Origin of the sequence: Acidibrevibacterium sp. (genome assembly GCF_049965395.1) — a bacterium.
Taxonomy (GTDB): Bacteria; Pseudomonadota; Alphaproteobacteria; order Acetobacterales; family Acetobacteraceae; genus Acidibrevibacterium; species Acidibrevibacterium fodinaquatile.
In genome coordinates this window covers 1-15,260 of sequence record NZ_JBMFWJ010000055.1, presented here as the reverse complement: position 1 = coordinate 15,260, position 15,260 = coordinate 1, and the positions used below count along the sequence as shown (strand labels likewise).

Annotated in this window: 14 protein-coding genes; 11 read left to right on the top strand and 3 right to left on the bottom strand. The window is 64.7% G+C overall.

Annotation, left to right across the window (positions count from 1 at the left end; genetic code table 11):
• The first annotated feature begins 149 nt into the window (after positions 1 to 149).
• Positions 150 to 1,001: an IclR family transcriptional regulator gene (locus ACP5M5_RS12845; protein ID WP_427937963.1), complete on the top strand. Its 852-nt coding sequence runs from the start codon at positions 150 to 152 to the stop codon at positions 999 to 1,001.
• Here the strand turns inward: ACP5M5_RS12845 and ACP5M5_RS12840 are convergent.
• Positions 934 to 2,670 carry an FAD-dependent oxidoreductase gene (locus ACP5M5_RS12840; RefSeq protein WP_427937961.1) on the bottom strand — a complete coding sequence of 579 codons (1,737 nt, stop codon included), beginning with the start codon at positions 2,668 to 2,670 and terminating at the stop codon, positions 934 to 936. The two genes, ACP5M5_RS12845 and ACP5M5_RS12840, sit on opposite strands and share 68 nt — an antisense overlap.
• Before the next feature lie 125 nt (positions 2,671 to 2,795).
• Between ACP5M5_RS12840 and ACP5M5_RS12835 the strand changes: the two genes are divergently transcribed.
• From ACP5M5_RS12835 to fahA, 7 genes are read left to right on the top strand one after another with little or no spacing between them, the layout of a single operon-like run.
• Positions 2,796 to 3,920, top strand: a complete 1,125-nt coding sequence (locus ACP5M5_RS12835) for an ABC transporter substrate-binding protein (protein ID WP_427937960.1) — start codon at positions 2,796 to 2,798, stop codon at positions 3,918 to 3,920.
• Entirely contained in the window at positions 3,865 to 4,059 is a 195-nt protein-coding gene (locus tag ACP5M5_RS12830; RefSeq protein ID WP_427937958.1) for a hypothetical protein, read from the top strand. The genes ACP5M5_RS12835 and ACP5M5_RS12830 overlap by 56 nt, the downstream gene beginning before the upstream one ends.
• Positions 4,060 to 4,085: 26 nt before the next feature.
• Positions 4,086 to 5,048, top strand: coding sequence for an MBL fold metallo-hydrolase (locus ACP5M5_RS12825; protein WP_427937957.1), 963 nt, complete (start codon positions 4,086 to 4,088; stop codon positions 5,046 to 5,048).
• Between the two features lie 10 nt (positions 5,049 to 5,058).
• A complete protein-coding gene (locus ACP5M5_RS12820) occupies positions 5,059 to 6,693 on the top strand; it encodes an FAD-dependent oxidoreductase (RefSeq protein WP_427937955.1) in 1,635 nt (544 codons plus the stop codon).
• Positions 6,690 to 6,920: a DUF2783 domain-containing protein gene (locus tag ACP5M5_RS12815; protein ID WP_114912504.1), complete on the top strand. Its 231-nt coding sequence runs from the start codon at positions 6,690 to 6,692 to the stop codon at positions 6,918 to 6,920. The genes ACP5M5_RS12820 and ACP5M5_RS12815 overlap by 4 nt, the downstream gene beginning before the upstream one ends.
• A gap of 13 nt (positions 6,921 to 6,933) precedes the next feature.
• Positions 6,934 to 8,247 carry a homogentisate 1,2-dioxygenase gene (gene hmgA / locus ACP5M5_RS12810; RefSeq protein WP_427937954.1) on the top strand — a complete coding sequence of 438 codons (1,314 nt, stop codon included), beginning with the start codon at positions 6,934 to 6,936 and terminating at the stop codon, positions 8,245 to 8,247.
• On the top strand, positions 8,244 to 9,551 hold the full coding sequence (fahA, locus tag ACP5M5_RS12805) for a fumarylacetoacetase (protein WP_427937952.1): 1,308 nt from the start codon (positions 8,244 to 8,246) through the stop codon (positions 9,549 to 9,551). The genes hmgA and fahA overlap by 4 nt, the downstream gene beginning before the upstream one ends.
• Here the strand turns inward: fahA and ACP5M5_RS12800 are convergent.
• Both ACP5M5_RS12800 and ACP5M5_RS12795 read right to left on the bottom strand, forming a co-directional pair.
• The gene (locus tag ACP5M5_RS12800) at positions 9,537 to 10,298 is read right to left on the bottom strand and encodes a GDSL-type esterase/lipase family protein (protein ID WP_427937950.1); all 762 of its coding nucleotides are present in this window, start codon (positions 10,296 to 10,298) and stop codon (positions 9,537 to 9,539) included. The two genes, fahA and ACP5M5_RS12800, sit on opposite strands and share 15 nt — an antisense overlap.
• Complete coding sequence (locus ACP5M5_RS12795) at positions 10,295 to 11,131, bottom strand: undecaprenyl-diphosphate phosphatase (RefSeq protein WP_427937947.1); 837 nt, start codon at positions 11,129 to 11,131, stop codon at positions 10,295 to 10,297. Before ACP5M5_RS12795 ends, ACP5M5_RS12800 begins: the two co-directional genes overlap by 4 nt.
• A gap of 127 nt (positions 11,132 to 11,258) precedes the next feature.
• Here ACP5M5_RS12795 and ACP5M5_RS12790 point away from each other — a divergent pair, with 127 nt between their 5' ends.
• The 3 genes from ACP5M5_RS12790 to ACP5M5_RS12780 form a co-directional block, all read left to right on the top strand.
• A complete protein-coding gene (locus ACP5M5_RS12790) occupies positions 11,259 to 12,182 on the top strand; it encodes a LysR substrate-binding domain-containing protein (RefSeq protein WP_427937944.1) in 924 nt (307 codons plus the stop codon).
• A 92-nt stretch (positions 12,183 to 12,274) separates the two neighbouring features.
• Positions 12,275 to 14,296, top strand: a complete 2,022-nt coding sequence (locus ACP5M5_RS12785) for an APC family permease (RefSeq protein WP_427937942.1) — start codon at positions 12,275 to 12,277, stop codon at positions 14,294 to 14,296.
• A 92-nt stretch (positions 14,297 to 14,388) separates the two neighbouring features.
• Positions 14,389 to 15,260: ArnT family glycosyltransferase (locus tag ACP5M5_RS12780; protein WP_427937940.1), on the top strand; the 872-nt coding region annotated here is incomplete at its 3' end.

Below are 15,260 nucleotides of genomic sequence, written 5' to 3'. Positions count from 1 at the left end.
GGCCGCGCAGGTGGTGCAGCAGCGTGACAGTGTGAAGCACCCCTTCGCCGCCTGAACGAAGGCCGTTTCTGTAAGCGCGCGCCGGGATTGCTGCGGCGCGCGGTGTCGTGCGGGGTGACCCTGATCCGACAGACTGCTAACGTGCGGCGATGACGGTTCGTGGCCGGGGTGTGCAATCGGTCGAGATTGCCGGGCGGATCCTGGAGGCGCTGATGGGCGCCGGACGGGCGGCGATGCTGCGCGACCTCGCCGCCGAAGCCGCGGTTACCCCGGCGCAGGCGCATGCCTATCTCGTTAGCCTACGCAAGCTCGGCCTCGTCGAGCAGGATGGCGCCTCCGGGCGTTATCGCCTCGGCCCCTTCGCGCTCCGCCTCGGCCTCGCGCGTCTCAGGGGACTGGACCCGCTCCGCATGGCCGCCGAAACCATTGGTCAACTTTCCGACCAGCTCGATCTGATGGTGGCGATTACCGTGTGGGGCGACCACGGCCCGACGGTCGTGCAGGTGCATGAGGCGGCAACGCAAGTGCATGCCAATGTCCGCGCCGGAACGGTGTTTTCCCTCACCGGCACCGCGACCGGCTGGGTCTTCGCTGCCTTTGCCGCGCCGGCCTTGGTCGAGGAGATGATCGCGGCCGAGCTTGCCAATCCGGCGCATAGCCAGCGCGTTGCCGCCGGGATGCGGCTCGAGGACGTCCGCGAAATGGTTGCGCGGGTGCGCCAGACGGGCTATGCCAGCACCGCCGGGGCGCCGGTTCCCGGGGTGAGTGCGATCAGCGCCCCGGTTTTCGACCATGGCGGGCAGATCCAGTTCGTGGTGACCGCGATCGGCCCCTCCGGCCTCGTCGATCTCAGCCCGGACAGCACGCAGATCGCGGCTATTCTCGCCTACGCGAACGCGCTCTCGCGTGGGCTCGGCGCCGAGCGGGGGCCGATCAGGACATCGCCGCCGCTGGCGTCGGCGCCATGGCCCGCCGTTTCGCCATGTGACGCGCGGCGATGAAGCCGAACGTCATCGCCGGGCCCAGGGTGATGCCGCCGCCAGGATAATTTCCTCCCATGATGCTCGCGAGATCGTTGCCGGCGGCATAAAGTCCGGGGATTGGCGCGCCACTCTCATCGAGCACCCGCGCCTCGGCGTCACTTCTGATCCCGGCGAAGGTGCCGAGATCGCCCGGCACCAGCTTGATCGCATAAAATGGCGGCGTTGCGAGCGGGCCGACACAGGGATTCGGCTGGTGCTTGGGATCGCCGAGATAGCGGTTATAGGCGGTGCTGCCGCGGCCAAATGCGGGGTCGTCACCGCGTTTGGCGGCCTCATTGTAGCGGGCGATAGTCGCCGCCAGGGCGGCGGCATCGATCCCCGCCTTGGCCGCGAGTGCCTCGATACTCTCGCCGCGCAACAGATAGCCCGAACGCAGCGCCGGGCCGAGCGGCACCGGGAAAGGCTTGACGAAGCCAAGCCCATAATGGCGCAGCGCCGGGTGATCGGTGATTAGGAAGGCGGCGCATTCCTCCCCTGCCGGGATCGTTCGCTGCATCGCCTGGACGAAATCGTGATAGGAATTGGCCTCGTTACAAAAGCGCAGGCCGGCACGGGTGACGGCGATCACCCCGGGCTTGGCGCGGTCGATGAAATGCGGAAAGACGCCGAAACTGCCATCTCGCCGCGGCACCCGCGAGACCGGAACCCAAGCGGCGGCGTTGGGCAAATCGAGTGTGAGGGCAGCGCCGGCCGCGGCCGCGAGGCGCAGCCCGTCGCCGGTGTTTTCCTCGGGCGCTGGCGAAAAATGCTCGCGCCCAGTCGGGGCGTGCGGGAACAAGGCCTGGCGGCGGGCGCGGTCCTGGGGAAAGCCGCCGCAGGCGAGCACCACGCCGGCGCGCGCCATGACGCGGACCGGCGTGCCCGCGCGTGTCACGATCGCGCCACGCACCGCGCCGTCCTCGCGGATCAGTTCGGTGACCGGCGCCGCAAGCCAAAGCGGGATCCCGAGATCGAAGGCCGATTTGGCGAGCCGTGCGGCGAGCGCGTTGCCGTTGGTCAAGCGCATGGCGCGGCCATGAAATAATCGGTCGCGGCCATAGCGAAGCAGGAGGCGGGCGACATAAGCGGCCGAAACCGGCGAACGCGTGACATTGAAAAAATGCAGCAATTCGGCGCCAGAGCCGATCATCATGCCAAGAAAGGTGATTTCGCGGAGCGGCGGGCGGAGGTTGCGCACTGCTGGCCCGAGCGCGCCGGCATCGAAGGGAGCGGCGCAAATCGACCGCCCGCCCGCGAGCCCGCCCGGCGCATCGGGGTGATAGTCGGAAAATTGCGGGCCGAGCACAAATTGCACCGCGGTGTCGCGCTGGAAAAACGCCACCATCTCAGGGCCTGCGGCGAGAAACGCATCGACCCGCGCGGCGTCGAAGAAATTTCCCGCCTCATACGCGAGATAGCGCCGGGCCGCGGCGGCATCGTCGGCAATGCCGGCCTCGCGTGCCAGGGGGTTGCCCGGAATCCAGAGCCAGCCGCCCGAACGCGCGGTGGTGCCGCCATAGACCGCGGCCTTTTCGGCGACGATCACTTCGAGCCCGAGCTTGCGCGCCGTGATGGCGGCGGCAAGCCCGCCGGCGCCAGAGCCCGCCACCAAAACGTCACAATCCACCGTCGCCAACGCCGCCGCCATTGCGCGCCTCCCTGCATCTTAATTCATCTATTGCGAAGGTATTCGGTATTCGCTAGCTTGGCAACAACAAGGCCGCGCCGGATAGCGGTCGGACGCCGCGCGCGAGGGAGGAGAGATCAGAACGCATGGACCATAAAATCACGAGCATCCCACCACGCCGCCCGGCCAGCCGCGGGTTGAGCCGGCGTGCGCTGACGCAGGCTGGCCTTGGCTTGCTCGCGCTCCCCGCCATTCGCCCGGCCCGCGCTGCTGCGCCGCTTCGTCTCGGCGTGCTTGTCGATATGTCGAGCTGGGGGCGGGATACCGGGGGCCCGGCCTCGGTGGTCGCAGCCCAGATGGCGGCCGAGGAGATGGGCGGCAGCATCGGCGGCCGGCCAATCGAGATCCTCGGCGGTGATCACCGTATGAACCCCGATCTCGGCGTCCAGATCGCGCGCGGCTGGATCGACAATCAGGACGTGCAGGCGATCGTCGATGTCCCGAACTCGGCGCTTGGCCTGGCGATTTCGGGATTTTGCAAGGAAAAGAACCGGCTTGCGCTGCTTTCCGGGCCGGGGGCGAGCGCGATCACCAATCAGGCCTGCAACGCCAATACCGTGCAGTTCACCTACGACACCTATGCGCTCGCCCATGTCACAGGCGCGGCGCTGGTGGCGGAGGGGGCCAAGAGCTGGTATTTCATCACCGCCGATTACGCCTTTGGCCATCAATTACAGGCCGACGCGACGGCGTTCATCGAAAAAGCCGGTGGCAAGGTGCTCGGCCATTCGCTGCACCCGACCGGCGCCAGCGATTTTTCCTCGGTGCTGCTCGCCGCGCAGGCATCGAAAGCCGATGTCGTCGCGTTCGCCAATGCTGGGCAGGATACCGATAACGGCGTGAAGCAGGCGGCGGAGTTCGGTATTGGTCAACGTTTGAACGGCCAGCGCATCGCCGCTCTTTTGATGTTTATTGCCGATGTCCACGCGATCGGTCTTCCGGTCGCGCAAGGGATCATGCTGACGACGGCGTCATATTGGAATCTCAACGCCGAGACGCGAGCCTGGTCGGAGCGGTTTTTCGCCCGCACCAAAGTCATGCCGACCATGGAGCAGACCGGAACCTATGGCGTCGTTTTGCATTATTTGAAAGCGGTCGCGAAAGTCGGCACCGATCCGCAAGCGGTCATGGCGGAAATGCGAAAGATGCCGATCAATGGACGCCTTCGTGAAAAACGGCTATCTTCGCCCGGATGGCCGGGTGATCCGTGACATGTATCTCGTGCGCGTCAAATCGCCGGCCGAATCGAAGGAGCCGTGGGATTATTATGAGATCGTGCGGACCGTGAAAGGTGAGGATGCGTTTCGCCCGCTCGCCGACAGCCTTTGCCCTCTGGTCAAGAAAGCCTGACTATCTCCTCACAGGAAAGCAGAGACATGAGCAATTTCGCCAGCACCCAGGATTTGACTGAGAAGAAAATCTCTTTTGAGGAACTCGGTCCCGGGCTTTATGGCTATACCGCCGAGGGCGATCCCAATTCCGGTGTCGTCATCGGCGACTCTTCGGTCCTGGTGGTCGATGCCCAGGCCACACCGCAGATGGCGGCCGACGTTATCGCGCGCATCCGCGGTGTTACGGAGAAACCCATCAGCCATGTCGTGCTGTCGCATTATCATGCGGTGCGCGTTCTCGGCGCCAGCGCCTATCGGGGTGCGGAGATCATCGCGTCCGACGTCACCAACCGCCTCATCGAGGAGCGCGGCGCGGCCGACATGGCGAGCGAGATCGGGCGTTTCCCGCGGCTCTTTCGTGGCCGCGACACGATCCCGGGTCTCACCCACCCGAGCCTCGTCTTTCATGACCGGATGACTTTGAAACTCGGCAAACGTGTGGTCGAAATCATCCATATCGGTCGCTCGCACACGGCAGGCGATACGATTGTATGGCTGCCGGAGGAAAAAGTTCTCTTTGCCGGCGATACCGTCGAATTCGGTGCAACCCCCTATTGTGGCGATGCGCATTTTACCGACTGGCCGGCGACGCTCGCGAAACTCCGTGCGTTTGGCGCCGAGCGTTTGGTGCCTGGGCGCGGGCGGGCGTTGATCGGGCGCGAGGAGGTCGAGGAGGGGATCACCGGGACGGCGCAATTCACCGGCGATCTCTTCGCGTTGGTCAAGGCGGATGTCGCGAAAAATTTGCCGCTCGCAGATATCTATGCCCACGCGCTTGCCGAGATGCGGCCGAAATACGGGCATTGGGTGATTTTCGACCATTGCATGCCCTTCAATGTCTCGCGTGCTTATGACGAGGCCTGCGGCATCGACTGGCCGCGTATCTGGACGGCGGAACGCGATATCGAGATGTGGCGCGCCCTCGAAGGCGCGGGCAAATCCGGCTGAGGGGTCCGCGATGAAATACCATCCTCCGCGTTATCCGGCAGCGTCCGTCGTGAAATCCGGGGCGCATCACACGGTGGTGGTCGCGGGCGGTGGGCTGGTTGGGCTTACGCTGGCGCTCGATCTCGCGCAGCGCGGGATTGGCGTCGTCCTGGTCGATGACGAGGATACCGTATCAGTCGGCTCGCGGGCGATCTGTTTTGCCAAACGTACGCTGGAGATTTATGACCGTCTCGGGCTTGGCGAACGCATTTTGGAAAAAGGCGTCACTTGGAACACTGGAAAAATTTTTTTCCAAAAGCGTGAGATTTACGCCTTCGACTTGCTGCCCGACAGCGGCCATCATTATCCTGCCTTCATCAATCTGCAGCAATATTACGTCGAGGAATGGCTGGTCGAGGCATGTCAGGCTGCCGGCGTTGATCTTCGCTGGAAGCATCGGGTTGTTTCCGTCGCCAATCATCCTGATCATGTCGCGCTGCGGATTGAGACGCCGGCCGGCGCCTATGATCTCACCTGCGCGTGGCTTCTGGCATGCGATGGCGCGCGCTCAACGGTGCGCGAGGCGATGGCTTTGCCATTTGTCGGGCGCGCTTTTCCTGATCGCTTTCTGATCGCCGATGTCGAGATGAAGGCGCCGTTTCCGAGCGAACGCTGGTTTTGGTTCGACCCACCATTTCATCGCGGCCAGTCGGTGCTTCTCCATCGCCAAGCCGATGACATCTGGCGGATCGATTTCCAGCTCGGCCCCGATGCCGATCCCGAAGAAGAACGCAAGCCCGAGCGCGTCATCCCACGCGTGCGAGCGATGCTTGGCGATACGCCGTTCGCTTTGGATTGGGTGAGCGTCTATACGTTCCGCTGCCGGCGGCTTAAAAAATTCGTCCATGGCAGGGTGATTTTCGCCGGCGATGCCGCGCATCAGGTGAGCCCATTTGGCGCCCGCGGCGGCAATGGCGGCGTGCAGGACGCCGATAATCTCGCCTGGAAACTTGCCGCTATTCTCGATGGCAGCGGCGATGAACGCCTGCTTGCGAGCTATGATAGCGAGCGTGTGGCGGCGGCGGATGAAAATATTTTGCACTCGACACGCAGCACCGATTTCATTTCGCCAAAATCAGACGCCATTCGCGCGTATCGCGATGCGACCCTGCTGCTCGGTGCGCATTTCGAATTCGCGCGGCGCCTGGTGAATTCCGGTCGGCTGTCGCAACCCGCGATTTTGCGGGAAAGCCCGCTCAACGATCCCCGGGCGGCGGGATGGAACGGCGCGCCGGCGCTAGGGAGCCCGGCGATCGACGCGCCGATACGTTATCGCGGCCGGAAGACATGGCTTCTGCGGCATCTCGGCGGTCAGCAATTCACGCTCATGGCGTTTGCGCCTGTCGCCGGCGAAATGCGTGCGGCACTGCGCGCAGAAGGGATCGAGACTGTGGTGATCGCTGATCGCGAGAGCGGCGATGACGAAGACGATGTCTTGATCGATAGTGAAGGTCTGGTCAGACGGCGCTATGGCTCTCTCGAAGGCGGCGGGATTCTGTTTCGCCCTGACCAGCATGTCGCGAGCGTGATGACGCGCCCCGACCATGCGGCAGCGGCGCGCGAGTATTGTCTTGCGGGCGGCGCTCTGGCGGAGATCGCGGCATGACGCTCGATACCAGTGCCCATCTCGATGACCCCGATGCGATTTTTGTTGCGATCGCCGCCGCGCATGCTGGGCTGAGCGCGGAACAATCGCGGCGGCTGGATGCCGCGTTGGTGCTGCTGCTGGCAAACCAAGTCGACGCCAGTGCTACCGTTCTCGCGGCGATCGCGGCGGCGCGGCGCGTCGTCCTCGGCGACGAAATCACAGAGGGCCAATCCGAAACGAAATGAGAGGAAGACTGAGATGAACGCGATCGATCAGCGAGCCGGCGCCGATGGGCTTGCCTATCTCAGTGGTTTCGGCAATGAATTTGCGAGTGAGGCGATCGCTGACGCGCTGCCACGCGGGCAGAATTCGCCCCAGCACGTGCCGCTCGGCCTCTATGCCGAGCAATTTTCGGCGACAGCCTTCACCGTGCCGCGCCGTGAAGCGCGCCGCACTTGGCTCTATCGCATCATGCCATCGGCGCGACACCAGCGCTTCCAGCCGATCGAGCTGCCGCTGTTGGCCGGCCCCCTCGCGCCGCCCAATCCCAACCGCATGCGCTGGGATCCGATTCCGATCCCTGAGCAACCAACGGATTTTCTCGAAGGCCTGATCACGATCGGCGCAAATAGCGAGGCAACAGCGCCGGCCGGCGTCAGCATTCACGTCTATGTCGCCAATCGCTCGATGCGGCGCGCGTTTTTCGATGCCGATGGCGAATTGCTTTTGGTGCCGCAAACCGGGCGTCTGCGCCTGGTGACGGAGTGCGGGCGGCTCGATGTCGCGCCTGGGGAAATCGCGATCGTGCCGCGCGGGATGAAATTTCGCATCGATCTCCATGATGCGCAGGCACGCGGCTATGTCTGCGAAAATCATGGCGCTGCCTTGCGTTTGCCCGATCTCGGGCCGATCGGGAGCAACGGCCTCGCCAATCCCCGCGATTTTCTCGCACCCCAAGCCTGGTTCGAGGAGCGCGCCGAGCCGACGGAATTGGTGCAGAAATTTCAAGGAACGCTATGGTCGACAATGCTCGATCGCTCACCCTTCGATGTCGTTGCCTGGCATGGCAATGCGGTGCCGTGCAAATACGATCTCGCTTTGTTCAATACCATCGGCACGGTGAGCTTCGATCATCCCGACCCCTCGATCTTCACCGTGCTCACCTCGCCGACCGCGGTCGCGGGGGTTGCCAATGTCGATTTCGTGATTTTCCCACCGCGCTGGATGGTCGCCGAGCACACATTCCGGCCACCCTGGTTTCATCGCAACGTGATGAACGAATGCATGGGTCTCGTGCGCGGCGAATATGATGCGAAAGCGGGCGGATTTTTGCCGGGAGGGTTGTCGCTCCATAGCTGCATGAGCGCGCATGGACCGGACGCAGCGAGCACCGAGCGCGCCATGGCCGCTGACCTCGTGCCGCAGAAAATCGACAATACGCTCGCCTTCATGTTTGAAACCAGCCTCGTTATTCGCCCAAGCGCCTATGCGCTCGCCGCCCCGCAATGGCAAAAAGACTATGATCTGTGCTGGGACGGGCTCAAACCGACATTCAGCGGGCAAAGCCGATGATCGATGCAACGCACGACCAAGGGCTGCGGAGTTGGGTTGCGAGCGCCAATGGCCATAGCGAATTTCCGATCCAGAATCTGCCACTCGGGGTTTTTTCGCGGCCCGGCGGTGAGGCCCGGATTGGCGTTGCGATTGGTGATAAGATTTTTGACCTCCGCGCCGCGGCAGAAGCCGGTGCGATCGGTCCCGCGATCGCGCCCGCCTGCCGTGAGCCAGTGCTGAATGCGCTTCTTGGCGAAAGTGCCGCGGCGCGCACAGAGCTTCGCCAGACGCTTTCAGAACTTCTCCAAGAGCGGGCAAAACCGCGCCCAGAATGGTTGCACGCGACGGCCGATTGTGTGCTCCATCTGCCGGCGCGGATCGGTGATTACACCGATTTTTTCGCCGGCATCCATCATGCGACCAATACCGGCCGGCAATTCCGCCCCGATAATCCGCTGCTGGCGAATTACAAATATGTGCCGGTCGCCTATCATGGGCGGGCATCGTCGGTGGTTGTCTCCGGACACGAGGTGCGGCGGCCGAACGGGCAAAGAAAGCCCTCGGCCGAGATGGTGCCGAGTTTCGGTGCGAGCCGCAATCTCGATTACGAACTCGAACTTGGCATTTGGGTTGGGCCTGGCAATGCGCTTGGCGAGCCCATCACTATTGCCGAAGCGGCTGATCATATCGCCGGCTTTTCTCTCTTGAACGATTGGTCGGCGCGCGACATTCAGGGCTGGGAATATCAGCCACTCGGCCCGTTTCTTGCCAAGAATTTCGCAACCACCATCTCGCCCTGGATCGTCACCACCGAAGCGCTGGCGCCGTTTCGCATCCCGCAGGCGCCGCGCCCGGCCGGCGATCCGGCGCCGCTCGCTTATCTTTCCGACCCTCGTGATCAGGCAAACGGCGCCTTCGCGATCGTTCTCGAGGTTTTGCTGCAAACCCCCGCGATGCGTGCTGCGGGGCAAGCGCCGCAGCCGCTGGCGCAGTCGAACACGCGCTATCTCTACTGGACGGTCGCGCAAATGCTCGCCCATCACGCCAGCAATGGCTGCAATCTCTCGCCGGGTGATCTCTTTGGCTCGGGCACCATTTCTGGGCCGAGCCCGGAGAGCTATGGCAGCCTGCTCGAGATCACCGAGGGCGGGCGAAAGCCGTTGACCTTGCCTTCGGGCGAGACACGGCGCTTTCTTGAAGATGGCGACGAGGTGATTTTCCGCGCCCATGCCACGCGCGAGGGGTTTGCCCGCATCGGCTTTGGCGAGTGTCGCGGCGTGATCCTGCCGGCACCCGCCAGTGGCGGATCATTGCGCGAGTAAACGGGCGAGTGTCGGCTCCATCGCCGCCGCCATCCTCCTCTGGCCCTCGGCGTTGGGGTGCAAGGGCGGTTCCGGCGGGGTGAGCAAGGGATCCAGAAAAAGGCTGCGATCGAGGGCGCCGTTTTTCACGAAAACCTCGCTGAGGTCGAGAAACGTCACCATTGATGCAGCACGATAACGTTCGGCGAGGGCGTGGTTGATAATGATCGTCGTCGCGCTCGCCCATGCCGAGCGGTCGCTTGGCAGAATGCCGAGGAGCAGGATGTGGGTCTTCGGCAGGCGCTCGCGAAGGGCTGCGACATCGGCGGCGATGCCGGCGATCGTGTCTTCCGCCGACCAGTGCAGCCGCCCGAGATTGTTGGCGCCGATCAGAACCACCGCCACTTTCGGCGCGATGCCGCTCGCCTCGCCATGGGTGATCCTCCAGAGCAGGCTCGCGGTGGTATCGCCCTTGAAGCCGAGATTGATGGCGTTGCGTGTACCGTAATAATGCTGCCAGATTGGGGCGAAATCGCGCCATGGCTCGGGGCCGGCGCGCTCGTAATCGGCGGTGATGGAATCGCCGTAAAAGACCAGATCGATCGGGGCTTTGCGCAGTTCCGCGGCTTTCTTTTCGAATCGCGCTCGCCACCAGGGGAGATCGAGGCGGGCGATCGGGGTCGCGGCGAGGACGATCCGGCGTTGCTCGGGCGCCGCGGCGGCAAGCCAAACGAAGGCGAGCGCGGCGAGGATGATCCGGCGGCTCAAGAGATCAGCGCCAACGCCGCCAGTGCCGCCGCGCCGAGTGCGATGCAGTAATAAGCGAAGGGATTGAGCGCCCAAGCGTCATGGCGGCGGAAATAGCGCATCAGGAAGGCGGTCGAGGCAAATGCGGTGATCCCAGCCGCGATCGCAGCGAGGGTCGCGATCGCCAAGACGCCTGGTGGCATGCCCTGATGATGCAGTTTTGGTACCTCAAGCACGGTCGCGCCGAGAATGATCGGGGTTGCGATGAGGAAGGAGAAATGCGCCGCGCCCTCATGGTCGATCCCGCGCAAGAGGGCGCCGACGATGGTCGCGCCGGAGCGCGAAATGCCGGGGATCAGTGCCGTGCATTGCCAGAGCCCGATGGCGAGCGCATCGCCCGGCGACAGCGTCGAGAGCGCACGATGGCCGCCTTCGCGCAGGCGCTCGCCAAACAGCAGCAAGCCGCCATTGACGATCAAAAACGCCGCCGCGACCATGGGTGAGGCGAAGAGATCGCGAAAAAAATGCTCGAACACGAAGCCGATCACCACCGCCGGCAGCGTCGCGATGACGATCAGGACGGAGACGCGCCGGGCCTCGCGCACCTGATGCGCGTCATCGAAGCCGATCACCCCGCGCGCCAGCGCCCACCAATCGCGCCAGAAATAGAGCAGCAAAGCGGTCGCTGTGCCGAGATGGAGCATCACCAGGAAGGGCAGGAACGAGGGGGCATGCTCGTCGAGCTTCATGCCGAGAACCGCCGGCAGCACGACCGCATGGCCGAGGCTGCTTACGGGGAATAATTCCGTCGCCCCCTGGAGGATGGCGACGGCGATCGCGTGCAGCAGATCCATGCGGTTCTCGGCTCCTGGCGGCAGGGGACTTCGCGCTTGGTGGCGGAAAGCGGCGCGGTTGACAAGTGGTGAGGCGCACCGGCCTGATGCGGCTTTGGCGCTCCTGCCGTCGTCGCACGAGGTTTTCATGACGCTTGAGCAATTGCGGATTTTCGTCGCCGTTGCCGAGCGCGAGCACGTGACGCGGGCGAGTGCTGCGCTCAATCTCACCCAATCGGCGGTGAGTGCCGCGATCCAGACGCTGGAGGGGCAATTTCAGGTGAAATTGTTCCACCGCGTCGGACGCAATATCACGCTCAGCGAGGCGGGGCGGGTTTTTCTCGACGAAGCGCGCGCGGTGCTCGCCCGCGCCGCCGCCGCCGAGCGGGCGCTGGTCGATCTCAGCGGTCTCAAACGCGGGCGGCTGGTGATCGCGGCAAGCCAAACGATCGCCGTGCATTGGCTGCCGCGCCATCTCGCGCGGTTTCGCGCCGCCTGGCCGGAGATCGCTCTCAGCATCACCATCGGCAACACCGCGCAGGTCGCGCATGCGGTGAGGGAGGGGGAGGCGGAACTCGGCTTCGTCGAGGGCCAGGGCGAGGCGCCGATGCTGGCGGCGCGGCCGGTGGCGGAGGATCGGCTGGTGCTGATCGCGCCGCCCGGCCACCCCTGGGCGCTGTCCGGCGCCGAACCGAGTGCCGCGGCGCTGGCGGCGGAGAACTGGGTGATGCGTGAGCCGGGCTCGGGCACGCGCGCGGTGCTGGAGGCGGCGCTGCGGGCGCGCGGGATGGCGCCGGAGGCGCTGAGGGTGGTATTGGAATTGCCGGCCAACGAAGCGGTGCGGGTCGCGGTCGCGGCGGGGGCGGGGGTGAGCGCGCTTTCGGAATATGTCATCACCGAAGCGTTGGCCGCCGGGCGGGTGCTGCGGGTTCCGCTGGCGTTGCCGGCACGGCATTTTCGCGTGCTTTGGCACCGTGAACGTCACCGCGGCCATGCCGCGACGGCGTTGCTCGATCTGATTGCCTCTGAAACGCCGGCTGCTCGCGGCGGGCGCTTCGGCGATGGCGACTGACCTTGTGACCTCGATCTGATTGCCTCTGAAACGCCGGCTGCTCGCGGCGGGCGCTTCGGCGATGGCGACTGACCTTGTGACAAGGACACGTGATGAGTCTGAGAGATCTCCTATTCGGGCGTAAGCTCGCTAATACCGAAGCCGAAGGGCAGCGCATGGGGCTGGTCCCGGCTTTGCCGGCGATGGGGCTCGATGGGCTGAGTTCCGCGGCCTATGGGCCGGAGGCGACACTCAGCATCCTGGCGGCGGCAGGCGGGGCGGGGATCGGCTTCGTCACGCCGGTGACGGCGGTGATCATCGCGCTTTTGGCTATTCTCTATTTTTCCTACCGCCAGACCATCACCGCCTATCCCAAGAATGGCGGCTCTTATACCGTCGCCTCCGAGAATCTCGGCGCCAATGCGGGGCTGCTCGCCGCGATCGCGCTGATGATCGACTATATGCTCAACGTCGCGGTCGGCATCTCGTCGGGGGTTGCGGCGCTGATTTCGGCGCTGCCGGCGTTGCAGCCTTTTACGCTCTGGCTTTGCCTTGCCATTCTCGCCGCGATCACTCTGGTCAATCTGCGCGGCAGCAAGGAATCGGGGCTTGCGTTCGCGGTGCCGACCTATCTGTTCCTCGGCTCGCTCGGGATCATCCTGGTGCTCGGCGTCGGCAAAACCTTGCTCGCCGGCGGCCATCCAGCGGCGGTGATCCGCCCCCCGCCGCTTGCCAAGGCGGGGGAAGCGGTCGGGCTCTGGCTGCTTTTGCGGGCGTTTGCCAGCGGCTGCACGGCGATGACCGGGGTCGAGGCGGTAAGCAACAGCACCAGCGCGTTTCGCGAGCCGGTGGTGGTGAATGCACACCGCACCTTGACCGCGATCGTGGTGCTGCTCGGGTTTTTGCTGCTCGGGATCGCCTATCTCGTGCGGGTCTACGGCATCGCCGCGATGGATCAAACAGCGCCGGGCTACCAAAGCGTGCTCTCGCAACTGATCGCCGCGGTTTATGGCCGGGGCTGGTTCTATTACCTTACCATCGCCGGCATTCTCGCGGTGCTGTGTCTTTCCGCCAATACCAGCTTCGTCGGGTTCCCCCGTCTTTGCCGACAGGTCGCGGCGGATAGCTATCTTCCCCACGCGTTCGCGATGCCAGGGCGGCGTCTGGTCTATTCGGTCGGGGTTTTATTCCTTGCCGCTGGTGCCGGGCTGCTGCTGGTCGTATTCGACGGGGTGACCGACCGGTTGATCCCGCTGTTTGCGGTCGGCGCCTTTCTCGCCTTCACGCTGTCACAGGCGGGGATGGCGGTGCATTGGTGGCGGGCGCGCGGCGAGCATGGCGCTGGCGCGCATTTTCGCCTCTTTGTCAACGGCTTCGGCGCCGTCGCGACCGGATTGGCGCTTGCCGTCATTCTGGTGGCGAAATTCGTCGAGGGCGCCTGGATCACGGTCGCCATCATTCCGGCGATGTTGCTACTTCTGCGCGCGATTCGCCGCTATTACGCGACGTTGGACGCCGCCATCCTTGGCGCGCGCGATAGGCGGGTGCAGTTCGCGCGTTATGAGCCGCCGGTCGTCTTGTTGCCGATCGAGCGCTGGGATCGGCTTGGGCGCAAGGCGCTGAATTTCGCGCTGCGGACTTCCCCGGATGTTTTTGCGCTCCATTTGACCGCGCTTGAGGGGCCAGAGGGCGCCGGCGAGGAGGAAGTCGCCCATGAGAAGCGGCTGCGCGATGATTGGCGCCGCTATGTCGAACAGCCGGCCAAGCGCGCGGGTCTGCCGCCGCCGCATCTCCTGATCGAAAATTCCCCGTTCCGCAGCATGGTGGCGCCGCTTTTGCGGGCGGCGCTCGATCTCGAAAAACGCTTTCCCGGCCGCCCGGTGGTGGTGGTGATCCCGGAGGTGGTGGAGGGTCGCTGGTGGGAGATGTTTCTCCATACCCGCAACGCCCAGCGCCTGCGGCGTGCGTTGCTGCGTCATGGTGGCGTCAATCTGGTGGTGGCGACCGTGCCATGGCAGACCGCCGAGCCCGAGCCCGCAGACGTGATCGCCGAGGAGGAGCCTGCCGATCCCGCGACCGAGGCGAAAACGCCGGCCGGCGGTGCAAAACAACCGGTGGCAAAACCGGCGAAGTAGCGCCTCATCCGTGCCGCTTATCGCCTGTCTGTCATGCGCGGAGAAATATGGCGTAAATCCGAGCCTCCTCGCATGGTGGGGGGATGGATCCCTTGCCCCGCCTTCTCCGCACCCGCTGGCCGCGGGGGTTTCTCGTTCTCTTTTGCGTCATTCTCTGGCTGCCGGGGTTCTTCTCGCTGCCGCCCGGCGATCGTGACGAATCGCGTTTCGCCCAGGCGACAAAGCAGATGCTGGAGAGCGGTGATGTCATTCGCATCCAGAACGGGCCGGAAGCACGCAATCTGAAGCCGGTCGGCATTTATTGGGCGCAATTGCCCTTCGTCGCCGCCGCCGAGCGGCTCGGCCTCGGCGAGGCTAATCCGATCTGGCGCTATCGCCTGCCATCGCTGCTCGGCGCGCTGCTCGCCGTGCTCGCAACCTACCGTTTCGGCATTGCCCTGGTCGGGGAAGGGGCGGCCCGCCTGGCCGCCGCCCTGCTCGCGGCCGCGCTGCTGCTCGTCGTTGAACACGATATTGCTAAGACCGACGCCGCCCTGCTCGGCGTCACCACCGTCGCGATGGGGCTGCTTTCGCGCGCCTGGCTCGACCCAGCCGGTTTCGGGCGATGGCAGGCGGCGCTGTTTTGGCTCGCGCTCGCCGCCGGCGTCCTTCTCAAGGGGCCGGTGACGCCGATGGTTGCGGGTCTTTCGATCATGGTGCTCGCGCTCGCCGCGCTTTGGCGGCGGGAGCGGGAAGGGCTCGCGTGCCTCGCATCACTGCGCCCAAAGCTCGGCGTGCCGATTTTTCTCGCCGTGACGCTGCCCTGGTTCAGCGCCATCGCGATCGCAACGCATGGCGCGTTTTTCGTCGATGCGCTCGGCCATGATCTCGGCGGCAAGATCACCGGGGTCAGCAACGGCCACGGCGCACCGCCGGGCACGCATCTTCTCCTCCTGCCGCTCACCTTGTTTCCCGCGACCCTCGC